At 60.2% G+C, this 21,758-nt stretch carries 19 protein-coding genes; 8 read left to right on the top strand and 11 right to left on the bottom strand.

Going from position 1 to position 21,758, the window contains the following annotated elements; translation table 11 throughout:
- Window positions 1-66: 66 nt before the first annotated feature.
- The gene (locus tag DFS28_RS18110; protein WP_111450913.1) at window positions 67-645 is read right to left on the bottom strand and encodes an ACP phosphodiesterase; all 579 of its coding nucleotides are present in this window, start codon (window positions 643-645) and stop codon (window positions 67-69) included.
- Window positions 646-816: 171 nt separating this feature from the next.
- Here DFS28_RS18110 and DFS28_RS18115 point away from each other — a divergent pair, with 171 nt between their 5' ends.
- The 3 genes from DFS28_RS18115 to DFS28_RS18125 are packed head-to-tail and all read left to right on the top strand — an operon-like array spanning window position 817 to window position 3,391.
- Entirely contained in the window at window positions 817-1,119 is a 303-nt protein-coding gene (locus tag DFS28_RS18115; protein WP_093225791.1) for a helix-turn-helix transcriptional regulator, read from the top strand.
- 34 nt (window positions 1,120-1,153) lie between these two features.
- Window positions 1,154-2,320, top strand: coding sequence for an MFS transporter (locus DFS28_RS18120; protein ID WP_111450914.1), 1,167 nt, complete (start codon window positions 1,154-1,156; stop codon window positions 2,318-2,320).
- Window positions 2,321-2,341: 21 nt separating this feature from the next.
- Entirely contained in the window at window positions 2,342-3,391 is a 1,050-nt protein-coding gene (locus DFS28_RS18125) for an alkene reductase (RefSeq protein ID WP_111450915.1), read from the top strand.
- Window positions 3,392-3,543: 152 nt separating this feature from the next.
- On the opposite strand, the gene emhR is transcribed toward DFS28_RS18125, so the two are convergent.
- Window positions 3,544-4,176, bottom strand: a complete 633-nt coding sequence (gene emhR, locus DFS28_RS18130) for an efflux system transcriptional repressor EmhR (RefSeq protein ID WP_111450916.1) — start codon at window positions 4,174-4,176, stop codon at window positions 3,544-3,546.
- A gap of 265 nt (window positions 4,177-4,441) precedes the next feature.
- Between emhR and emhA the strand changes: the two genes are divergently transcribed.
- The 5 genes from emhA to DFS28_RS18155 all read left to right on the top strand — a co-directional run bounded on the left by emhA (window position 4,442) and on the right by DFS28_RS18155 (window position 12,931).
- Window positions 4,442-5,599: an efflux RND transporter periplasmic adaptor subunit EmhA gene (gene emhA / locus DFS28_RS18135; RefSeq protein WP_111450917.1), complete on the top strand. Its 1,158-nt coding sequence runs from the start codon at window positions 4,442-4,444 to the stop codon at window positions 5,597-5,599.
- 3 nt (window positions 5,600-5,602) lie between these two features.
- Window positions 5,603-8,767 (top strand): efflux RND transporter permease subunit EmhB, encoded by a 3,165-nt coding sequence (gene emhB / locus DFS28_RS18140; RefSeq protein WP_111450918.1) that lies wholly within the window; start codon window positions 5,603-5,605, stop codon window positions 8,765-8,767.
- Window positions 8,764-10,224, top strand: coding sequence for an efflux RND transporter outer membrane subunit EmhC (gene emhC, locus DFS28_RS18145; protein ID WP_111450919.1), 1,461 nt, complete (start codon window positions 8,764-8,766; stop codon window positions 10,222-10,224). Before emhB ends, emhC begins: the two co-directional genes overlap by 4 nt.
- Window positions 10,225-10,666: 442 nt before the next feature.
- Window positions 10,667-11,926, top strand: coding sequence for an OprD family porin (locus DFS28_RS18150; RefSeq protein WP_111450920.1), 1,260 nt, complete (start codon window positions 10,667-10,669; stop codon window positions 11,924-11,926).
- Between the two features lie 189 nt (window positions 11,927-12,115).
- Window positions 12,116-12,931 (top strand): methyltransferase domain-containing protein, encoded by an 816-nt coding sequence (locus DFS28_RS18155; RefSeq protein ID WP_111450921.1) that lies wholly within the window; start codon window positions 12,116-12,118, stop codon window positions 12,929-12,931.
- Between the two features lie 341 nt (window positions 12,932-13,272).
- On the opposite strand, the gene pcaC is transcribed toward DFS28_RS18155, so the two are convergent.
- From pcaC to DFS28_RS18205, 9 genes are all read right to left on the bottom strand, one after another.
- Window positions 13,273-13,665, bottom strand: a complete 393-nt coding sequence (gene pcaC, locus DFS28_RS18160) for a 4-carboxymuconolactone decarboxylase (protein WP_008147336.1) — start codon at window positions 13,663-13,665, stop codon at window positions 13,273-13,275.
- 10 nt (window positions 13,666-13,675) lie between these two features.
- Window positions 13,676-14,467 (bottom strand): 3-oxoadipate enol-lactonase, encoded by a 792-nt coding sequence (gene pcaD / locus DFS28_RS18165; RefSeq protein WP_111450922.1) that lies wholly within the window; start codon window positions 14,465-14,467, stop codon window positions 13,676-13,678.
- Window positions 14,468-14,478: 11 nt separating this feature from the next.
- Window positions 14,479-15,843, bottom strand: coding sequence for a 3-carboxy-cis,cis-muconate cycloisomerase (locus tag DFS28_RS18170; RefSeq protein ID WP_111450923.1), 1,365 nt, complete (start codon window positions 15,841-15,843; stop codon window positions 14,479-14,481).
- Window positions 15,844-15,888: 45 nt separating this feature from the next.
- Window positions 15,889-17,193 carry an MFS family transporter gene (locus tag DFS28_RS18175; protein WP_111450924.1) on the bottom strand — a complete coding sequence of 435 codons (1,305 nt, stop codon included), beginning with the start codon at window positions 17,191-17,193 and terminating at the stop codon, window positions 15,889-15,891.
- Window positions 17,194-17,384: 191 nt separating this feature from the next.
- The gene (gene pcaG, locus DFS28_RS18185; RefSeq protein WP_111450925.1) at window positions 17,385-17,951 is read right to left on the bottom strand and encodes a protocatechuate 3,4-dioxygenase subunit alpha; all 567 of its coding nucleotides are present in this window, start codon (window positions 17,949-17,951) and stop codon (window positions 17,385-17,387) included.
- 1 nt (window position 17,952) lies between these two features.
- Entirely contained in the window at window positions 17,953-18,657 is a 705-nt protein-coding gene (gene pcaH / locus DFS28_RS18190; protein WP_111450926.1) for a protocatechuate 3,4-dioxygenase subunit beta, read from the bottom strand.
- A 37-nt stretch (window positions 18,658-18,694) separates the two neighbouring features.
- A complete protein-coding gene (gene pcaF, locus DFS28_RS18195) occupies window positions 18,695-19,900 on the bottom strand; it encodes a 3-oxoadipyl-CoA thiolase (RefSeq protein ID WP_178082216.1) in 1,206 nt (401 codons plus the stop codon).
- Window positions 19,897-20,676, bottom strand: coding sequence for a CoA-transferase subunit beta (locus DFS28_RS18200; protein ID WP_095632377.1), 780 nt, complete (start codon window positions 20,674-20,676; stop codon window positions 19,897-19,899). The genes pcaF and DFS28_RS18200 overlap by 4 nt, the downstream gene beginning before the upstream one ends.
- On the bottom strand, window positions 20,676-21,533 hold the full coding sequence (locus tag DFS28_RS18205; protein WP_059407998.1) for a CoA transferase subunit A: 858 nt from the start codon (window positions 21,531-21,533) through the stop codon (window positions 20,676-20,678). The genes DFS28_RS18200 and DFS28_RS18205 overlap by 1 nt, the downstream gene beginning before the upstream one ends.
- Window positions 21,534-21,758 lie beyond the last annotated feature (225 nt).

A 21,758-nucleotide genomic window follows, 5' to 3' on the forward strand; every position in this document is an offset into this window, starting at 1 on the left:
CTGTCATTCAACATCGATGTCGACTGACACACCGCAATCGCGAGCAAGCCCGCTCCCACAGGGGGTTTATGTTGTTGGATAGCTTTTGGCGAAGTCCTGAAGCTGCGGATAGAACAACCGAAAGTCATCGCTCAACGGTTCATACAACACCCGCAATTCCTGCATCGCTGCGGCCAGCTCCTCCGGCCGCGTCAGCCTCCGTGAAATCCCCCGCAGCACCTGCTCCAACACCGCAAATTCTTGATAAGAACCCAACCAGTCATTGGCGACCATATGCGGCGCGATCTGCGCCAGGCGTTCCGGCAATTGCGCCTCGGCGGACAGCACCCGGTACACACCCGAAGTGAATTGCTCCAGCGGCTGGTCGGCGTACAGCGTCCAGTCCCGGGCCAGGCAATGGTCGAAAAACACGTCGAGCACAATCCCGGCGTAACGCCGGCGGGTCAGGGAAAACCGTGACAATGAAACGTCCACCAACGGATGGCGGTCGGTAAAGACATCGATGCTGCGATGCAGCTGGATGGCCGCTTCGATCTCCGGATCGAACTGCCCTTGCAGCCGCCCTTTGACAAAATCGCCATACAGACTGCCGAGCAATTGACCGGGGCGCTGGCCACCGAGGTGCAGATGTGCGAGATAGTTCATGGGCGCAGCTTAGCACTGCGCCTTGGTATCGTTACACTCAACATATCGTTATAACTCGATATACCGAATTATGCGGTCGTCAGACCAAAATCATATTTGTATATCGCGAAATACCGATTTAAAGTTCGCCTCATCGCGATATAGCGTTTTACTCATCACGAGCCCAACACCATGACCCTCAATCTCGACGAAATAATAAAAGCCCTGGCACACCCAGTACGGCGAGAAATCCTGCACTGGCTCAAAGACCCGACCGTCGAATTCCCCGATCAGTCTCACAGCAACGAGCACGGCGTCTGCGCCGGGCAGATCGATCAACGTTGCGGTTTGTCGCAGTCCACGGTGTCTGCACACCTGGCAACCCTGCAACGCGCCGGCCTGATCAGCAGCCGCAAAGTCGGCCAGTGGCATTTTTTCAAACGCAATGAGGAAACCATTCAGGAATTCCTCAAGACCTTCAGCAAAGAGCTCTGACCCTTAACGTCAGCAAGCCGACAAGGAATCAACAATGCCCCTCTCGCTACTCATTCTGGCCTTGAGCGCCTTCGCCATCGGCACCACCGAGTTCGTCATCATGGGCTTGCTGCCCGATGTGGCGGCCGACCTCGGTGTGTCGATTCCCGGCGCCGGCTGGCTGGTGACCGGTTACGCCCTGGGCGTGGCCATCGGTGCGCCGTTCATGGCACTGGCCACCTCCAGATTGCCGCGCAAGGCTGCGCTGGTAGTGTTGATGGGCATCTTCATCGTCGGCAACCTGCTCTGTGCAATGGCCACCGACTACAACGTGCTGATGTTTGCCCGCGTGGTCACCGCCCTTTGCCATGGTGCGTTCTTCGGTATCGGTTCGGTGGTGGCGGCCGGTCTGGTGCCGGCGAACAAGCGCGCTTCGGCCGTGGCCTTGATGTTCACCGGCCTGACCCTGGCCAACGTGCTCGGCGTTCCGCTGGGCACTGCGCTCGGTCAGGAAGCAGGCTGGCGTTCGACCTTCTGGGCGGTGACCGTGATTGGTGTTATCGCGTTGATCGGCCTGATCCGCTTCCTGCCGGCCAAGCGCGATGAAGAGAAACTCGACATGCGCGCCGAACTGCGCGCCCTCAAAGGCGCCGGAATCTGGCTGTCATTGAGCATGACCGCGTTGTTCGCAGCTTCCGTATTCACCCTGTTCACCTACGTCGCCCCGCTGCTCGGCGATGTCACCGGCGTCTCGCCCAAAGGCGTGACCTGGACCCTGATGCTCATCGGTCTGGGCCTGACAGTCGGCAACATCATCGGCGGCAAACTGGCTGACAAAGGCATGGCCGCCACGTTGATTGGCGTCTTTATCTCGATGGCCGTGATCTCGACCGTGCTGACCTGGACCAGCGTTGCGCTGATTCCGACCGAAATCACCCTGTTCCTCTGGGCCACCGCGTGCTTTGCCGCCGTGCCCGCCCTGCAAGTGAACGTGGTGACCTACGGCAAGGCCGCACCGAACCTGGTGTCGACCCTGAACATCGGCGCTTTCAATATCGGCAACGCACTGGGTGCCTGGGTCGGTGGCAGTGTCATCGCCCACGGTTTCGGCCTGACCAGCGTTCCTCTCGCGGCAGCCGCACTGGCGGTACTCGCCCTGCTGGTGACCCTGATTACCTTCCGTCAGAGCGGCAATCCCGAACTGGCCCCTGCTACCAACTGATCTCTACAAGAGAGCTATTTCATGACGACTATTTTCGATCCGATCAAACTGGGCGACCTCGAGTTGGCCAACCGCATCATCATGGCGCCGCTGACCCGCTGCCGCGCCGACGAAGGCCGCGTGCCAAACGCGCTGATGGCCGAGTACTACGTACAGCGCGCCTCGGCCGGCCTGATCCTCAGCGAGGCCACTTCGGTCACGCCAATGGGCGTCGGCTACCCGGACACCCCGGGCATCTGGTCCAACGATCAAGTGCGTGGCTGGGCCAATGTGACCAAGGCTATCCACGGCGCGGGCGGCAAGATTTTCCTGCAACTGTGGCACGTCGGCCGTATTTCCCACGGGTCGTACCTGGGCGGTGAAGTGCCGGTCGCACCCAGCGCCATTCAGCCAAAAGGCCATGTCAGCCTGGTTCGCCCACTGGCTGACTTCCCAACCCCACGCGCCCTGGAAACCGCTGAAATCGCCGACATCGTCGACGCCTACCGCGTCGGTGCCGAGAACGCCAAGGCGGCCGGTTTCGACGGTGTGGAAATCCATGGCGCCAACGGTTACCTGCTCGACCAGTTCCTGCAAAGCAGCACCAACCAGCGCACCGACAACTACGGCGGTTCCGTGGAAAATCGTGCTCGCCTGTTGCTGGAAGTGACCGATGCCGCAATCGAAGTCTGGGGCGCAGGCCGCGTAGGTGTGCACCTGTCACCCCGTGCCGACCTCCATGACATGGGCGACGACAACCTGTCCGAGACGTTCACTTACGTCGCTCGCGAACTGGGCAAACGTGGCATCGCCTTCATCTGCTCCCGCGAGAAAGAAGATGGCGACAGCCTGGGTCCACAATTGAAAGAAGCATTCGGCGGCCCGTACATCGTCAACGAACGCTTCACCAAAGACAGCGCCAACGCCTGGCTCGCCAGCGGCAAGGCCGATGCGGTGGCCTTCGGCGTGCCATTCATTGCCAACCCGGACTTGCCGGCACGGTTGAAGGCCGATGCGCCGCTGAACGAGGCGCGTCCTGAACTGTTCTACGCCAAGGGCCCGGTCGGCTACATCGACTACCCGGTGTTGTAAGCGTCTCCCCTTGAAACGCAAAAGCCCCGACTCGAAAGAGCCGGGGCTTTTTGGCAACCGGGTTACTCACAAAATCCCTACAAATCAGGTAGCTCACTACCTATCAACCTGGCGAGCGTACGTATATAAAAGCCCCCATTAGGTATTTTGTTTCATTTGCGCAGGCTGGGGCTCAAGCGCAGCATATCCAACCCTGTATCAACCAAACACTCGGCGTCGATATGCAGTTCAAAGCTGTCGGGCGCCAACAGCCACTGATACAGGATGCCGTCGATGTATGCATGCAGGCTGATGGCCGCGCGGGCCGTATCGAGGCTTTCCGGTAACTGTCCCCGATTGACCGCATTACTCAGGGCCAGGGCGATTCGCACATTGCAATCAAGGCTGACCGCTCGGCGCTGCTGGCGCAGGTCGCACATTTCATCGGTGAATTCGCACTTATGAAACAGAATCTCATTGATGCGTCGGGTTTTCGGATCCATGGCAACTTGATGAAACAAATGAATCAGCAGTTTGCGCATGCAGCCCAAGGGGTCGAGTTCATCTTCGCTTTCACTGGCCTTGGCCATTTCATCCAGCGGCTCATGCAAGGTATCAAGCATGGCCTGCACCAGATCCGCCTTGTTGCTGAAATGCCAATAGATGGCCCCGCGAGTGACCCCGGCCAGGGTAGCGATATCCGCCAGTGTCGTGCGCGCCACGCCCCTTTCGTAAAAGGCCTTTTCTGCCGCTTCCAGTATCTGGCTGCGGGTTTCTTGAGCTTCCTCTTTGGTGCGACGGACCATGGCAGTACAACCTCAATCAGGATGCTTCAGCGATGTCTGAACATCAGCTGAATAAAAGTGGGGCGATCGCTCTCAGACGTCGTCCCCGGCCTACAATTCGAACCCTTGAACGGCTTTTGTAACGGTGTGGATACGCGGCCAAGGTATTTACAAACAACCATGAACGTAAGTATATTCCTTAGCAAGCTACTTATCCACTCAGCGCACATTTTTTACCTTTCCACCTTTCGAGTGCGCAATTTGCGCGCCTGACCCGAGGATTTTCATGCAATTCAAGCCAGCTGTTACCGCTCTGGTCACCGCCCTCGCCTTGGCATCGCTGCTCAGCGGATGCAAAAAGGAAGAGGCGGCACCTGCCGCACCACCCCCTCAGGTCGGCGTCGTTACTCTGCAACCTCAAGCCTTTACCCTGACCTCCGAGCTTCCGGGCCGTACCAGCGCGTACCGCATCGCCGAAGTTCGCCCTCAGGTCAACGGCATCATTCTCAAGCGCCTGTTCAAGGAAGGCGGCGACGTCAAGGCCGGCCAACAGCTGTATCAGATCGATCCGGCGGTTTATGAAGCCACTCTGAAAAGCGCCGAAGCCAACCTGCAACAGACCAAATCGATTTCCGACCGCTACAAGCAGTTGGTCAGCGAACAGGCGGTGAGCCGTCAGGAATACGACACGGCCCTGGCCAACCGGTTGCAATCGGAAGCCGCCCTGCAAAGCGCCCAGATCAATGTGCGTTACACCAAGGTTTACGCGCCACTCTCCGGCCGCATCGGCCGCTCGACCGTGACTGAAGGCGCGCTGGTCACCAGCGGCCAGGTCGAAGCGATGGCGGTGATTCAGCAACTGGACCCGATCTATGTCGACGTGACCCAGTCTTCGGTAGAGCTGCTGGAACTGCGCCGCGAACTGGAAAGCGGTCGTCTGCAAAAATCCGGCGACAACGCGGCCGCGGTCAAGCTGACCCTCGAAGACGGCAGCCAGTACAAACAGGAAGGCAAGCTCGAGTTCTCGGAAGTCTCGGTAGACCAGACCACCGGTTCCGTGACCTTGCGTGCGGTATTCCCGAACCCTGACCACACCCTGCTGCCCGGCATGTTTGTACACGCCCAACTGCAGGCCGGTGTGAACAGCGCGGCGATCCTCGCTCCGCAACAAGGCGTGACCCGTGATCTCAAAGGCACCCCGACCGCGCTGGTCGTCGGCCCGGATAACAAGGTCGAACTGCGTCACCTCAAGGCCAGCCGCACCGTCGGCAACCAGTGGCTGATCGAAGACGGTCTGAAAGCCGGCGATCGCCTGATCACCGAAGGACTGCAATTCGTTAAACCTGGCGTCGAAGTAAAGGCCAGTGAAGCGACTAACGTTGGCGCAAAGAACCCGGCCCCCGCACAGGTAGCTGACAAGGCTTCCAGCGGCAAAGGGGAGTAAACCATGTCCAGATTTTTTATCGACCGTCCGATTTTTGCCTGGGTAATTGCCCTGGTCATCATGCTGGTCGGGGCACTCTCGATCCTCAAACTGCCGATCAACCAATACCCGAGCATTGCGCCTCCGGCCATTGCGATCCAGGTGACTTACCCGGGCGCGTCCGCACAAACCGTGCAGGACACCGTGGTCCAGGTGATCGAGCAACAGCTCAACGGTATCGATAACCTGCGTTATGTCTCCTCGGAAAGTAACTCCGACGGCAGCATGACCATTACCGCGACCTTCGAGCAGGGCACCAACTCCGATACCGCGCAGGTTCAGGTCCAGAACAAGCTGAACCTGGCCACCCCGCTGCTGCCGCAAGAAGTGCAGCAACAGGGTATCCGCGTGACCAAGGCAGTGAAAAACTTCCTGATGGTGATCGGCGTGGTGTCGCGCGACGGCAGCATGACCAAGGACGACCTGTCCAACTACATCGTGTCGAACATGCAGGACCCGATCTCGCGGACCGCCGGTGTGGGTGACTTCCAGGTCTTCGGTGCCCAGTACGCAATGCGGATCTGGCTCGACCCGGCCAAGTTGAACAACTTCAACCTGACCCCGGGCGACGTGAAAACCGCCATCGCCGCGCAAAACGTCCAGGTGTCGTCCGGTCAACTCGGTGGCTTGCCTGCCGTGGCCGGTCAGCAACTGAACGCGACGATCATCGGCAAGACCCGTCTGCAAACGGCTGAGCAGTTCAAGGCCATCCTGCTGAAGGTCAACAAGGATGGCTCGCAAGTGCGTGTCGGCGACGTGGCGGATGTCGGTCTGGGCGGTGAAAACTACTCGATCAGCGCCCAGTTCAACGGCAGCCCGGCCTCCGGTCTGGCGGTGAAACTGGCCAACGGTGCCAACGCCCTCGACACGGCAAAAGCGCTGCGCAAGACCATCGAATCCCTCAAGCCGTTCTTCCCGCAAGGGATGGAAGTGGTATTCCCGTACGACACCACGCCGGTGGTGACCGAGTCGATCAAGGGTGTGGTTGAAACCCTGGTCGAAGCGATCGTGCTGGTGTTCCTGGTGATGTTCCTGTTCCTGCAAAACTTCCGCGCCACCGTCATCACCACGATGACCGTGCCCGTGGTACTGCTGGGGACCTTCGGGATCCTCGCGGCGTTCGGTTTCAGCATCAATACCCTGACCATGTTCGGTATGGTGCTGGCCATCGGTTTGCTGGTGGACGACGCCATCGTCGTGGTGGAGAACGTCGAACGGGTCATGAGCGAAGAAGGCCTGTCACCCAAGGAGGCCACCAAGAAATCCATGGGGCAGATCCAGGGTGCACTGGTCGGTATTGCCCTGGTGCTCTCGGCGGTACTGTTGCCGATGGCATTCTTCGGCGGTTCCACCGGCGTGATCTACAAGCAGTTCTCGATCACCATCGTCTCGGCCATGGCCCTGTCGGTACTGGTCGCACTGATCTTTACCCCGGCGCTCTGCGCCACCATGCTCAAAGCGATTCCCAAGGGTGAGCACGGCGTCCCGAAACGCGGATTTTTCGGCTGGTTCAACCGCAACTTCGACCGTAGCGTGAAAAGCTACGAGCGCGGCGTTGGCAACATTCTGCGCAACAAGGTGCCGTATCTGCTGGTGTACGTGATCATCGTCGTCGGCATGATCTGGTTGTTCCTGCGTATTCCATCCGCGTTCCTGCCGGAAGAAGACCAAGGTGTACTGTTTGCCCAGGTGCAAACCCCGGCCGGCTCCAGTTCCCAGCGCACGCAAGTGGTCGTGGACGAGATGCGTGAGTTCCTGCTGCGTCCGGGCAAGGACGGCGGTGAAGGTGACGCGGTGGCCTCGGTGTTTACCGTGACCGGCTTCAACTTCGCCGGCCGTGGTCAGAGTTCGGGTATGGCGTTCATCATGCTCAGACCGTGGGACGAACGTAACGCCGACAACAGCGTGTTCAAAGTCGCGGCCCGTGCCCAACAGCATTTCTTCACCTTCCGTGACGCCATGGTGTTTGCGTTCGCACCTCCGGCGGTGCTGGAACTGGGTAACGCCACCGGTTTCGACGTGTTCCTGCAAGACCGTGCCGGTATCGGTCACGACGCACTGATGGCTGCGCGCAACCAGTTCCTCGGTATGGCGGCGCAGAGCAAGGTGCTGTCGCAGGTCCGCCCGAACGGTTTGAACGACGAACCGCAATACCAACTGGAAATCGATGACGAGAAGGCCAGTGCCTTGGGCATTACCATCGCCGACATCAACAGCACCCTGTCGATTGCGCTGGGCAGTAGCTACGTCAACGACTTCATCGACCGCGGTCGGGTGAAGAAGGTTTACGTACAAGGCCAGCCGGGCGCGCGCATGAGTCCTGAAGACGTGAAGAAATGGTACGTACGCAACAGCTCCGGCACCATGGTTCCATTCTCCGCGTTCGCCAAGGGTGAGTGGATTTACGGTGCGCCGAAGCTGTCGCGTTACAACGGTGTAGAAGCGATGGAAATCCTCGGTGCCCCGGCACCCGGCTATTCCACCGGTGAAGCCATGGCCGAAGTCGAAGCCCTGGCCCAGAAACTGCCGGCCGGTGTCGGTATTTCCTGGACCGGCCTGTCGTACGAAGAACGACTGGCGGGCTCGCAGGCGCCGGCGCTGTTCGCGTTGTCGATCCTGATGGTGTTCCTGTGTCTGGCCGCGTTGTATGAAAGCTGGTCGATTCCGATTGCGGTGGTGCTCGTGGTGCCGCTGGGGATTATCGGTGCCTTGATGGCAACCAGCTTGCGCGGTCTGTCCAACGACGTGTACTTCCTGGTGGGTCTGTTGACCACCATTGGTCTGGCGGCGAAAAACGCCATTCTGATCGTCGAGTTCGCCAAAGACCTGCATGAACAGGGCAAGAGCTTGCAGGAGGCCGCCATCGAGGCTTGCCGCATGCGTTTGCGTCCGATCATCATGACGTCCCTGGCGTTTGTCCTGGGCGTCGTGCCGCTGGCCATTTCCACTGGCGCCGGCTCGGGTAGCCAACACGCCATCGGTACCGTGGTGATTGGCGGTATGATCACCGCCACCGTTTTGGCGATATTCTGGGTCCCGCTGTTTTTCGTCACCGTGTCGGCCATGGGGCAGCGCAAAATTGCTGACCAGGACGACGCTCTAGAACCTTCTAAAGAGGCTGGCTTATGAGCAAGTCGCTACTTTCCCTGGCTGTTGCCGCCTTCGTGCTCGGTGGCTGCTCGCTGATACCCGATTATCAGCAGCCTGAAGCACCGGTAGCGGGTCAGTACCCGCAAGGCCCGGCGTATTCACCGGCCCAGGCGCCTGCCCAGGCTGCCGCCGAACAGGGCTGGAAGCAGTTTTTCCATGACCCGGCGCTGCAACAACTGATCCAGGTCGCCCTGGAAAACAACCGTGACCTGCGTGTCGCGGCGTTGAACATCGACGCCTTTGCGGCTCAATACCGCATCCAGCGTGCCGATCTGTTCCCGGCCGTGTCGGCCAACGGTACCGGCAGCCGTCAGCGGGTCCCGGCCCGGGCCTCGCAGACCGGCCAAACGGACATCAACAGTTCCTACTCGGCCACGGTCGGCATCAGCGCCTATGAACTTGACCTGTTCGGTCGGGTTCGCAGCCTGAGCGAAGAAGCCCTGCAGAAGTACTTCGCCACCGAAGAAGCACGACGCAGCACCCAGATCAGCCTGGTGGCCAGTGTGGCCAACGCCTACCTGACCTGGCAGGCCGACAAGGAACTGCTGAAACTGACCCAGGACACCCTGGGAGCGTTCGAGGAGAGCTACAAGCTCACCGCCCGCAGCAACGAAGTGGGGGTGGCCTCGGCCCTGGACCTGGCCCAGTCGCGTACCTCGGTGGAAAACGCCCGCGCGCAAAAAGCCAAGTACACCCGTCAAGTCGCCCAGGATGAAAACAGCCTGGCGTTGCTGCTCGGCACTGGCATCCCGGCCAATCTGCAAGCGGCCAAGCCATTGGCTGACGACCTGCTGAGCGAAGTGCCGGCCGGTCTGCCATCGGACTTGCTGCAACGCCGTCCGGACATCCTTCAGGCCGAATACAACCTGAAAGCCGCCAACGCCAACATCGGCGCGGCGCGGGCTGCGTTCTTCCCGAGCATCAGCCTCACGGCCAACGCCGGGACCCTGAGCCCGGACCTCTCCGGCCTGTTCAAGGGCGGTTCGGGCACCTGGTTGTTCCAGCCGCAGATCAACCTGCCGATCTTCAACGCCGGCAGTCTGCGCGCCAGCCTGGATTATTCAAAAATCCAGAAAGACATCGGCGTGGCGAACTACGAGAAGTCCATTCAAACGGCCTTCCAGGAAGTCGCCGACGGCCTGGCCGCGCGCCAGACCTACACCGATCAGTTGCAGGCCCAGCGTGATTTCGTCAACGCCAACCAGGACTACTACCGTCTGGCCGAGCGTCGTTATCGCATTGGTGTCGACAGCAACCTGACCTTCCTCGATGCCCAGCGTCAGCTGTTCAGTGCTGAACAAGTACTGATCACCGACCGTCTGGCGCAACTGGTCAGTGCCGTCAATCTGTACAAGGCACTGGGCGGTGGCTGGAACGAGCAGACCGCGAAGAACGAACCGTTGAAAGAAGAAGCGCCGAAGCTGAAGTTGTTCTGATAACGCTGTAAAACAAGAAGCCCACCGCTTGGTGGGCTTTTTGTTGTCTGCGGGGGAAAGGTGTAGTGGCAATGCCGACGCTTTCGCGAGCAAGCCCGCTCCCACAGTTGATCTCTGCTGGTCATCAATATTGTGTTCACCTTAGATCCCCTGTGGGAGCGGGCTTGCTCGCGAAGAGGCCCGCCCAAACAATACAAATCCCCGGCCAATCTTATGTTCGATAATCGCCCAAAACCCGCTTTCCCCGATTGAACCCTCCCGCCCATCCCCCGCACCATTCGTCGCACAAGACCAATAACAACAGGTTCGACACATGCCCCCGCGCCCTGCCCTGTCCGGCTGACCCCGTTCGTTTTTATCCCAAATTCAGAATTTTTGTCTGCAACCCCCCAGTTGCGGCAGCGCCCCGTTTCACACCTAAAAACTAGAGAGACCCGCACACATGACACCTTCCAACACGCAATACTGGTTCCCCAGCCTCATCGCCATTGCACTGGCCAGTACGGCTCTGCCCGCCATGGCCGAGGAGTCAGGCTTTGTCGAAGGTGCCAAGGTCAACCTGAACCTGCGCAACTTCTACATCAATCGCAATTTCACCAACCCGACCAAAACCCAGGGCAAGGCAGAAGAGTGGACACAAAGCTTCATCCTCGACGCCAAGTCCGGGTTCACCCAGGGCACCGTCGGATTCGGCATGGATGTGCTGGGGCTGTACTCGGTGAAACTCGACGGCGGTAAAGGCACGGGCGGCACGCAGTTGTTGCCGCTGGATCACGACGGTCGCCCGGCGGACAACTTCGGTCGCACCAACGTGGCGTTGAAGGCCAAGCTGTCGCAGACCGAAGTGAAGGTGGGCGAATGGATGCCGGTGCTGCCGATCCTGCGTTCGGACGACGGTCGTTCACTGCCACAAACCTTTCGTGGCGGCCAGATCACCTCGAAGGAAATCAACGGCCTGACGCTCTACGGCGGCCAGTTCCGCGCCAACAGTCCGCGCGACGACAGCAGCATGAACGACATGTCGATGACCGGAAAACCAGCGTTCACCTCCGACCGTTTCAACTTTCAGGGTGGCGAATACGCCTTCAACGAGAAGCGCACCCAGATCGGTGTGTGGAACGCCGAACTCAAGGACATCTACAGCCAGCAATACGTGAATCTGATCCACAGCCAGCCCATCGGCGACTGGACCCTGGGCGCCAACCTTGGTTTTTTCTATGGCAAGGATGACGGCAGCGCCCGGGCCGGCGAGTTGGACAACAAGACCTGGTCGGGCCTGTTCTCGGCCAAATACGGCGGCAACACCTTCTATGTCGGCCTGCAAAAACTCACCGGCGACAACGCCTGGATGCGGGTCAACGGCACCAGCGGCGGCACCCTGGCCAACGACAGTTACAACGCCAGTTATGACAATGCGAAAGAAAAATCCTGGCAGGTACGCCATGACTACAACTTCGTCGCCCTCGGCATTCCCGGCCTGACCCTGATGAACCGTTACATCAGCGGCGACAACGTGCACACCGGCACCATCACCGACGGCAAGGAGTGGGGCCGCGAAAGCGAACTGGGCTACACCGTACAAAGCGGCGCACTCAAAGACCTCAACCTCAAATGGCGCAACTCGACCATTCGCCGGGACTTCAGCAACAACGAGTTCGATGAGAACCGGTTGATCGTCAGCTATCCGATCAGCTTGTTGTAAGGCGATCAGTCAGCCAGCCACCTGTCAGGCTGGCTGGCGCTTTGCCGAGCTTCAATTACAGTGAAAAAACCTGACAGGACTCAGGCGAAATTCAGCCCTCCCCCACTTCCGTTATCTGTTGATGTTGGTCCCCAAGACTTGAGCCAGGCTGTCATCGGAAGACACCACTGATCACCAGAGGACCACCTCATGATCGCTCGACTCAAATCCGCACCCGTCTCTACCGACTGGGACGCCAAGGCTTACCAACAATTCTCGCGTCTTCGACAACGACCGGTGAGCGAACTGCTTGATCACGTTGATCTCAAACAACCCAAACGCATTTACGACCTGGGATGCGGCACCGGCATTGCGACTCAACTCTTGGCCAAGCGCTGGCCTCGAGCACAGTTGCAGGGCATCGACAGTTCGCAGCAAATGCTGGACGAAGCCCGTTGTCTGCCGATCAAGGCGTCGTGGAAACACTGCAATCTACTCGACTGGCAACCCGAACAACCGGCGGACCTGCTGTTCGCCGCCGCCGTACTGCACTTCGTCAGTGGTCACGAACAGTTGTTGCCGCGACTGCTCGGCCAGCTCAATCCGGGTGGATGCCTGGCCGCGCACATGCCCGACTGGCGGGATGCGCTGTGGTATCAATTGATGCTCGGCACCCTTGAAGAGGCAGGCCCCGGTGGCAAACCACTCGGCACCCCGCAGTTGCGCGAGGCCATGGCGGCGCGGCCGCTGTTGTCTTTGGAAAGTTACTATCGGTTGCTTTCGCCGATCACCCGGACACTGGATATCTGGGAGACCGAACAGCTACAGGTTGTCGACGGCAAGTCACCGATCTATGACTGGGTCAAAGTCTCGGCGCTGCGGCCGGTGATGCAGGGCCTGAAGAATGATGAACAGGCGCGGTTCATCTACCACTACCTGATGCGCGTGCATGCGCACTACCCGCCGGAGAGTGACGGGCACACGTTGTTTCCGTTCAAGCGGATTTTCATTGTGGCCACGGTTTAAACCTGTGGGAGCGGGCTTGGTCTGGGCGGCATTCCGACGAAAGCGGTTTAACCTTCAACATCGATGCAAGCTGACCCACCGCTTTCGCGAGCAAGCCCGCTCCCACAGGGGATTTTCGGTGAACACAAGAATTGCGTTCAAACCGGATCACTGTGGGAGCGGGCTTGCTCGCGAAGGCGGTTTAACCTTCAGCATCGATGCAAGCTGACCCACCGCTTTCGCGAGCAAGCCCGCTCCCACAGGGGATTTTCGGTGAACACAAGAATTGCGTTACAACCGGATTAGTGTGGGAGTGAGCCTGCTCGCGATGGCGTCAGCTCAGACACCGCAAATCGCCAGGATCACTCCCGCGATTCAACCCCCAACTCATCCCACACCGACTCCGCCAGATGGAACGTCGCATTCGCTGCCGGAATGCCGCAGTAGATTGCGCTCTGCATGATCACTTCCTTGATCTCGCCGCGGGTCACGCCGTTGTTGGCGGCGGCACGCAGGTGCAGTTTGAGTTCTTCATTGCGGTTCATGCCGATCAGCATAGCGATGGTGATCAGACTGCGGGTGTGGCGCGGCAGTCCCGGACGGGTCCAGATGTCGCCCCAGGCATGGCGGGTGATCATCTCCTGAAACTCCGAGTTGAACTCGGTCAGCGCGTTCAGGCTGCGGTCGACGTGGGCGTCGCCGAGTACCGCGCGACGGACTTTCAGGCCCTCGTCGTAGCGTTGTTTCTCGTCCACAACAATCCCCTTAATGAGCTGACAAAAACGCCAACACGCGCTCGCTGAACGCAGCACCGGCCTGAACGTTGGACAGGTGCGCGGCGTAGAACTCGGCGTACTCGGCGCCCTGCACGTGTTCCTGAATGAAGTGTCCGCCGGACGGCGGGGTAACCGGGTCTTCGGTGCCGGCGATGACCAGCAGCGGCACCTTGATCGAGGACAGCTGATCGCGAAAATCGGCATCGCGCACGGCGGCACAATTCGCGGCATAGCCTTCAGGCGAGGTGGCCGCGAGCATGTCCGTAATTTTTTTCGCGGCAGCAGGATTGGCTTCAGCAAAATCCGCGGTGAACCAGCGCGCAATCGACGCATCACGCAGCGCGACCATGGCGGCCGGACCGTCACGCAGCACGGTTTCAATGCGCGGGTTCCACACCGACGGATCGCCGATTTTCGCCGCGGTGTTGCACACCACCAGTTTGTTCAGGCGATCACCCGCGTTGATCCCCAGCCACTGGCCAATCAGCCCGCCCATGGACAGACCGCAGAAATGCGCGCGTTCGATGTGCAACGCATCCAGCAGCGCCAGCACGTCATGGCCCAGTTGCTCGATGTTGTACGGCCCGGGCGTGACCAGCGATTGGCCATGGCCCCGGGTGTCGAAACGCAGCACACGAAAATGCTCGGTGAACGCCGCAATCTGCGCGTCCCACATGTGCAGGTCGGTGCCCAGCGAGTTGGACAGCACCAGCACCGGCGCATCCGCCGGGCCATCAAGTTGGTAATGTAGTTCGCCCTCGGCGAGTTGTACGAAAGCCACAGCAATCTCCTTCAGGCAGTCAACGCAGAATGTTCAGCCACCGCTCGCTCGACCCAGGTATGGGCCTGACCGAGGTAATGGGCAGGGTCCAGCAAATGATCGAGTTCAGCATCCGACAGTTCGGCGCTCACTTGCGGCTCGTCGCCGAGTACCGCTCGCAGATGACGTTGTTCAGCTACTGCACGCTTGCAGCATTGCTCCAGCAAATGGTGCGCAGTGTCGCGCCCCACTCGTTGAGCGAGGACGATGCTCACCGCTTCGGCGAGCACCAGGCCTTGGGTCAGATCGAGGTTGCGGGCCATGCGTTCGGCGTCCACTTCCAGTCCGTCCGCCACCAGCATCGCTTGTTTCAAGCTGCCGGACACCAGGCAGCAAATCTCCGGCAGGGTTTCCCACTCGGCATGCCACAGGCCCAGGCTGCGCTCGTGTTCTTGAGGCATGGCGCTGAACAGCGTCGAGAGCAAACCCGGAACGCGCGTCGCAGCACCGATCAGTACCGCCGCGCCCACCGGGTTGCGTTTGTGCGGCATGGTTGAAGAGCCGCCCTTGCCCGGCGCGGAAGGTTCGAACGCTTCAGCGGCTTCGGTCTGCATCAACAGGCTGATGTCACGGCCCAGTTTGCCGAGGCTGCCGGCGATCAATCCCAGTACCGAGCCGAACTCCACCAAGCGGTCTCGCTGGGTGTGCCAAGGTTGATCCGGCAGTGTCAGTTTCAATTCTTCAGCCAGCGCGTGGGCAATCGGCATCGCCTGCTCGCCGAGGGCCGCGAGGGTTCCAGAGGCGCCGCCGAATTGCAGCACCAGCAGTCGCGGTTTGAGTTGTTGCAGACGTTGCCGGCTGCGAGTGACAGCGCCCAGCCAACCGGCGATTTTCATGCCGAGGGTGACGGGTGTCGCGTGCTGCAACCAGGTGCGCCCGGCCAGCGGTGTGGCGACGTAGCGCAACGCCTGGGTCGCCAGCGTTTCGCCCAGTTGCGCCAGATCGTTTTCGATCAGCTCCAGTGCCCCACGCAGTTGCAACACCAGACCGGTGTCCATCACGTCCTGGCTGGTCGCGCCCAGATGCACATAGCGCTCGGCTTCGACATGGTTGGCCGCGATCTGTTTACCCAACGCCTTGACCAACGGAATGGCCGAATTGCCGGCCGTGGCAATCGCCTCGCCGAGCGCCGCGAAGTCGTAATGCCCGGCGTGACAGGCCGCTTCGATCGGCGCGACAGCCGTTTGCGGAATCAGCCCGACTCGCGCCTCGGCCCGAGCCAGCGCCGCTTCAAAATCAAGCATCGCTTGAACCCGACCCTGATCGCAGAACACCTCACGCATGTCGCGGGCAGTGAAATAGGCATCGAACAATTGATTGCCCGGTCGCTCGTTCATAAACAGTCCCTGGAGGCGTGGGCCGGTCAGGCCCACGGGTAAAGATCAAAGGTCGTTTTCCAAATACTTCGCCTGTTTCGGCAAGCGCAGGCTGAACAGGAACGCCACCGCCATCATCACCGTCACGTACCAGTAGAAGGAGTTTTCCATGCCCCCGGCTTTGAGGCTCAGGGCCACGTATTCCGCCGAACCGCCGAAGATTGCATTCGCCACCGCATACGCCAGGCCGACGCCCAAGGCGCGTACTTCCGGCGGGAACATTTCGGCTTTTACCAGGCCGCTGATGGAGGTGTAAAAACTGACGATCGCCAGTGCCACGGTAATCAGCACAAACGCCAGGAACGGACTGCTGACGCTTTTCAGACTCAACAGAATCGGCACGGTGAACAGCGTACCGAGGGCGCCGAACCACAGCATCGAGTTACGTCGGCCGATCTTGTCCGCGAGCATGCCGAACAGCGGCTGCATGCACATATAAAGGAACAGCGCGCCGGTCATGATGTAGCTGGCGGTCTTGGCCTGCATGCCGGCGGTGTTCACCAGATATTTCTGCATGTACGTGGTGAAGGTGTAAAAAATCAGCGAGCCACCAGCGGTGTAACCGAGCACAGTGATGAACGCCGCTTTATGCTCGCGGAACAGCGCACGGATGCTGCCGGCGTCCTTGTTTGCGCGCATTTCCTTGCTGGTGGTTTCCTTGAGCGAACGACGCAGGAACAGCGAAATCAACGCCGCCAACGCACCGACGACAAACGGGATCCGCCAGCCATAGGCGCGCAAATCATCCTCAGTGAGGAACTGCTGCAGGATTACCACCAGCGACACCGCCAGCAACTGCCCGCCAATCAGCGTCACGTACTGGAACGAGGCGAAGAAACCGCGCTGGCCCTTGAGGGCCACTTCACTCATGTAGGTCGCGGTGGTGCCGTACTCACCGCCCACCGACAACCCCTGAATCAGGCGGGCGAACAGCAGCATAATCGGCGCCCAGACGCCGATGTCCTTGTAGGTCGGCAGGCAAGCGATGAGTAACGAACCGAAGCACATCATCAGAATCGAGATCAACATCGAATTCTTGCGCCCATGCTTGTCCGCCAGCCGGCCGAAGATCCAGCCGCCGATGGGCCGCATCAGGAACCCGGCGGCGAATACACCAGCCGTATTCACCAGCTGCACAGTCGGGTTATCGGACGGGAAAAAGGCAGGGGCGAAATAGATCGCACAGAAGGCGTAGACGTAGAAGTCGAACCATTCGACGAGGTTGCCGGACGAGGCGCCGACAATCGCGAAGATCCTTTTACTGCGCTCTTCGCCGGTGTAGTGCGCTGTAGTAGCGGTATCAGTTGTCATTGTTTTTTACTCAATGGGGACTGTGAGAGTCTAGACACACTTTGCAACAGCCCCGTTCCACAGATGCATTAGCGATGTCGATCCCTGTGGGAGCGGGCTTGCTCGCGAAGGCGTCGTGTCAGTCGATATCAATGTTGCCTGACCCACCGCTTTCGCGAGCAAGCCCGCTCCCACAGGTGTTGTGTGTTCACTCAGTAATCGAAGAATACCGTCTCGGCCTCGGTGCCTTGCAGGATCACATTCCACTGGTACACACCGCACGCATCCTGCTTCGCCAGCAAGGTGCCGCGACGTTCAGCCGGCACACATTCCAGCAGCGGATCCGCCACGTTGGCCGGTTCGCCGTCAAAGTAAATCCGCGTCAGCAAGTGCTTCACCAACCCGCGAGCAAATACCAGCACAACCAAGTGTGGCGCCTGAGTCGTACCGTTCAAACCTTCCACCGTGCCCGGCTTGATCGTGGTGAAACGAAAGCGCCCTTCGGCATCCACCGGCACCCGGCCAAACCCTTCGAAGTTCGGGTCCAGGGGTTTGTCCTGATCGTCTTCGGGGTGGTCATACTTGCCGGCGGCGTTGGCCTGCCAGACTTCCAGCATCGCGTCGTTGACGATGTCGCCGTTGCCATCAATCACTTGCCCGGTGATCGCCACGCGCTCGCCGAGGGTTTGTTCGACAGTCAGGTCTTCGCGGTTCAGCCAGGTTAAACCGATGTGGTAATACGGCCCGACGGTGTGGGATGTGGTCGCGTTCAGCGTCATCTTATTTCTCCATCGGCGTGGCTTCGCGGCCGCGCAAGACGATGTCCCAGCGATAACCGAGGGCATAGGAAGGAATGGTTTTTTCCAGGTCGAAACTGGCGATCAAACGCTCTTTGGCGCTGGTGTCGGGTACGCAATTGTAGATTGGGTCATACGCCAGCAGCGGATCCCCCGGAAAATACATCTGAGTGACCAGGCGCGTCAGAATGCTCGGCCCGAATAGTGAGAAATGGATGTGCGCCGGGCGCCATGCGTTGTGGTGGTTGCCCCATGGATAGGCGCCGGGTTTGATGGTCTGGAATTGATACCAGCCATCGGCGTCGGTCACGGTGCGGCCGGTACCGGTGAAATTCGGGTCCAGCGGTGCATCGTGCAGGTCGCGATCATGGTTGTAGCGACCGGCGGCGTTGGCCTGCCAGATCTCCACCAGAATCCCTGGCACCGGCAAACCGTCTTCATCCAACACGCGGCCGTGAATGATGATGCGCTCGCCCAGTGGCTCGCCCTTGTGCTGGGCGGTCAGGTCGTTGTCCTGCGCTTGAATGCGCTCGGCACCGATGGTCGGACCGGTAATTTCCGACAGCGAATGGGGCAAAAACACCAACGGCTTGGACGGCGAGCGACGATTGGTGGATTGATAGGCCGGGTGCAGGTAGTCCGGCTGGGTGCCCTCTTGCGGGCGGCGGTAACCAGGCTTGTCAGTCATGGAGCATTTCCTCAGTTCTTATTAGTTACGCCGCGTGTCAGACCCGTTCGATTGCCAAAGCCAGACCTTGGCCAACGCCGACGCACATGGTCGCCAGACCTTTCTTGCCACCGGTCTTTTCCAGCTGATGCAGCGCGGTCAGTACCAGGCGGGCGCCGCTCATGCCCAACGGATGGCCCAAGGCAATGGCGCCACCGTTCGGATTGACCTGGGCCGCATCGTCCGCCAGCCCCAGTTCACGCAGCACGGCCAAGCCTTGGCTGGCGAACGCTTCGTTGAGTTCGATCACGTCGAAATCGCTGACTGCCAGGCCGAGACGTTCGGTCAGCTTGCGCACCGCCGGCACCGGGCCAATGCCCATCACCCGGGGTGCGACACCGGCGCTCGACATGCCCAGTACTTTGGCGCGGGCGGTCAGGCCGTGCTTTTTCACGGCGTCGGCCGAGGCCAGAATCAACGCCGCGGCACCGTCGTTCACCCCGGAAGCATTGCCGGCGGTGACGGTTTTGTCAGGACCGTTGACCGGTTTGAGTTTGGCCAGGGTTTCCAGGGTGGTGTCGGCGCGAGGATGCTCATCCTGGCTGACGACACTTTCCCCTTTCTTGTGGGCAATCCGCACTTCAACGATTTCTTCGGCGAAAAATCCTGCGGCTTGCGCGGCGGCTGTCCGCTGCTGACTGCGCAGTGCGAAAGCGTCCTGATCCTCGCGGGAAATTTCGTAATCGTCAGCCACGTTGTCGGCGGTCTGCGGCATCGCATCCACGCCGTATTGGGCTTTCATCAACGGGTTGATGAAACGCCAGCCGATGGTGGTGTCTTCCAGCTTCATGTTGCGCGAGAACGCCGCATCGGCCTTGCCCATCACGAACGGTGCGCGGGACATCGACTCGACGCCGCCGGCAATTGCCAACTCCATCTCGCCACTGGCGATGGCGCGAAAGGCAGTGCCGATCGCGTCCATACCCGAGGCGCAGAGGCGATTGAGGGTCACGCCCGGAATGGTTTCCGGCAGGCCCGCCAGCAACAACGCCATGCGTGCCACGTTGCGGTTGTCTTCGCCGGCCTGGTTGGCGCAACCGAGGAACACCTCGTCCACTGCGTTCCAGTCCACCGACGGGTTGCGCTCCATCAATGCCTTGATCGGCACGGCGGCCAGGTCGTCGGCGCGAACCGCCGACAGGCCACCGCCGAAACGGCCGATGGGGGTGCGAATCGCGTCGCAGATATAAACGTCGCGCATCAGGCTTCTCCCGGTGCTTGACCGTGGGCCGCGGCAGTGCGGGCTTCCAGATCACGCAGCGCCTTCAGTTCGACTTCGGTCGGCTCGGCGGTGTTTTCAACGTGCTCGGCAAAACGAACAGCCCAACCGGTGGCCGCGGTCACTTGCTCGCGGGTCACGCCCGGGTGCAGTGCGGTGACCACGAATTCATGGGTGCCGGCTTCCGGTTCCATGATGCACAGGTCGGTAATGATGCCGACCGGACCGGCGCCCGGCAGGCCGAGACGCTTGCGCGAATCACCGCCCTCGCCATGACCGACCGAGGTAATAAAGTCGAGTTTGTCGACAAAGGAACGCGCCGACTGCTTGAGGATGATCAGCACGCTTTTCGCCGAGCCAGCGATCTCCGGCGCGCCACCGGCACCCGGCAGGCGGACTTTCGGCTGATGGTAATCGCCGACCACGGTGGTGTTGATGTTGCCGAAGCGGTCGACTTGCGCGGCGCCGAGGAAACCGACGTCGATGCGCCCGCCCTGCAACCAATAGCGAAAAATCTCACCGGTCGGGACGACGGTGTCAGCGGTTTCCGCCAGCTCACCGTCACCGATCGACAGCGGCAGTACGCTCGGCTTGGCACCGATCGGACCTGATTCGTAGATAAGGACTACATCCGGCGAGGAAGTCAGACGCGCCAGGTTGGCGGCTTTCGACGGCAGGCCGATGCCGACGAAACACACCGAACCGTTTTTCAGACGGCGGGCAGCGGCGACGGTCATCATTTCATTGGTGGTGTAAGTCATTACTTGGCCTCCGAAGCAGCGGCCAGTTTGGCCTGGAACTCGCTGAAGTCAGCGCAGCCGTGGATGTACTCGTTGATCCACGCGGTGAAGGTGTCACGGTCGCGGGCAATCGGGTCCCAAGCCTGGTAGAAACGGTTATCGCGCTCGTTGTAGCCATGCGCGTAGGACGGATGCGCGCCGCCGGGAACGTGGCAGACCGCGCTCAAGGCCCAGGTCGGCAGAACGCAGGAGTTCATCGGTGCATTGAGGTCGTCGACGATTTCTTCGACGGTAACGATGCAGCGTTTGGCAGCCAGTGCCGCTTCTTTCTGCACGCCGAGAATGCCCCACAGCAACACGTTGCCTTTGCGGTCAGCCTTCTGCGCGTGAATCACGGTGATGTCCGGGCGCACCGAAGGCACGGCCGCCAATACTTCACCGGTGAATGGGCAGGTGACGGTTTTGATCAGCGGGTTGACCTTCGGCAGGTCGGAGCCGGCGTAGGCACGCAGCACCGCGAATGGTAGGCCGGAGGCGCCAGCGACGTAGGCGTTTGCCAGGTCGGCGTGGCTGTGCTCTTCGATTTCCAGCGCGTGCGGCCACTGTTTCTCTACGGCGTCACGCAGGCGATGCAGCGAACCGACACCCGGGTTTCCGCCCCAGGAGAAAATCAGCTTGCGAGCACAACCGGCACCGATCAACTGGTCGTAGATCAGGTCAGGCGTCATCCGCACCAGGGTCAGGTCTTTCTTGCCCTGACGAATGATTTCGTGACCCGCCGCCGTAGGGATCAGGTGAGTGAAGCCTTCGAGCGCGACGGTATCGCCGTCGTTGACGAATTGCTTTACCGCGTCGTGCAGCGAAAGGATTTCAGCCATGGGGCAGGCTCCCGTTTTGTTATGAACCGACAGTGGAAGAAAAAGGCGCGATGCGCAGCGCCGGAATGACTGAAGAGTAAGCCCCTGAAAAACGCCAAACAATCCGATAATCGACTGAGTGTTCGTTTATCGAACACATTGTTGCCTGCCTATCGATAAGTTCAAATGCTTCGCGAGCAAGCCCGCTCCCACAGGGGAATGCGAACAACTGTGGGAGCGGGCTTG

The organism is Pseudomonas sp. 478, assembly GCF_003254125.1.
Taxonomy (GTDB): Bacteria; Pseudomonadota; Gammaproteobacteria; order Pseudomonadales; family Pseudomonadaceae; genus Aquipseudomonas.

What these genes read in the sequence shown, in the direction of transcription:
- DFS28_RS18110 (WP_111450913.1), bottom strand. Translation starts at nt 645, where the DNA reads ATGAACTATCTCGCACATCTGCACCTCGGTGGCCAGCGCCCCGGTCAA.
- DFS28_RS18115 (WP_093225791.1), top strand. Translation starts at nt 817, where the DNA reads ATGACCCTCAATCTCGACGAAATAATAAAAGCCCTGGCACACCCAGTA.
- DFS28_RS18120 (WP_111450914.1), top strand. Translation starts at nt 1,154, where the DNA reads ATGCCCCTCTCGCTACTCATTCTGGCCTTGAGCGCCTTCGCCATCGGC.
- DFS28_RS18125 (WP_111450915.1), top strand. Translation starts at nt 2,342, where the DNA reads ATGACGACTATTTTCGATCCGATCAAACTGGGCGACCTCGAGTTGGCC.
- emhR (WP_111450916.1), bottom strand. Translation starts at nt 4,176, where the DNA reads ATGGTCCGTCGCACCAAAGAGGAAGCTCAAGAAACCCGCAGCCAGATA.
- emhA (WP_111450917.1), top strand. Translation starts at nt 4,442, where the DNA reads ATGCAATTCAAGCCAGCTGTTACCGCTCTGGTCACCGCCCTCGCCTTG.
- emhB (WP_111450918.1), top strand. Translation starts at nt 5,603, where the DNA reads ATGTCCAGATTTTTTATCGACCGTCCGATTTTTGCCTGGGTAATTGCC.
- emhC (WP_111450919.1), top strand. Translation starts at nt 8,764, where the DNA reads ATGAGCAAGTCGCTACTTTCCCTGGCTGTTGCCGCCTTCGTGCTCGGT.
- DFS28_RS18150 (WP_111450920.1), top strand. Translation starts at nt 10,667, where the DNA reads ATGACACCTTCCAACACGCAATACTGGTTCCCCAGCCTCATCGCCATT.
- DFS28_RS18155 (WP_111450921.1), top strand. Translation starts at nt 12,116, where the DNA reads ATGATCGCTCGACTCAAATCCGCACCCGTCTCTACCGACTGGGACGCC.
- DFS28_RS18170 (WP_111450923.1), bottom strand. Translation starts at nt 15,843, where the DNA reads ATGAACGAGCGACCGGGCAATCAATTGTTCGATGCCTATTTCACTGCC.
- DFS28_RS18175 (WP_111450924.1), bottom strand. Translation starts at nt 17,193, where the DNA reads ATGACAACTGATACCGCTACTACAGCGCACTACACCGGCGAAGAGCGC.
- pcaG (WP_111450925.1), bottom strand. Translation starts at nt 17,951, where the DNA reads ATGACGCTGAACGCGACCACATCCCACACCGTCGGGCCGTATTACCAC.
- pcaH (WP_111450926.1), bottom strand. Translation starts at nt 18,657, where the DNA reads ATGACTGACAAGCCTGGTTACCGCCGCCCGCAAGAGGGCACCCAGCCG.
- DFS28_RS18200 (WP_095632377.1), bottom strand. Translation starts at nt 20,676, where the DNA reads ATGACTTACACCACCAATGAAATGATGACCGTCGCCGCTGCCCGCCGT.
- DFS28_RS18205 (WP_059407998.1), bottom strand. Translation starts at nt 21,533, where the DNA reads ATGGCTGAAATCCTTTCGCTGCACGACGCGGTAAAGCAATTCGTCAAC.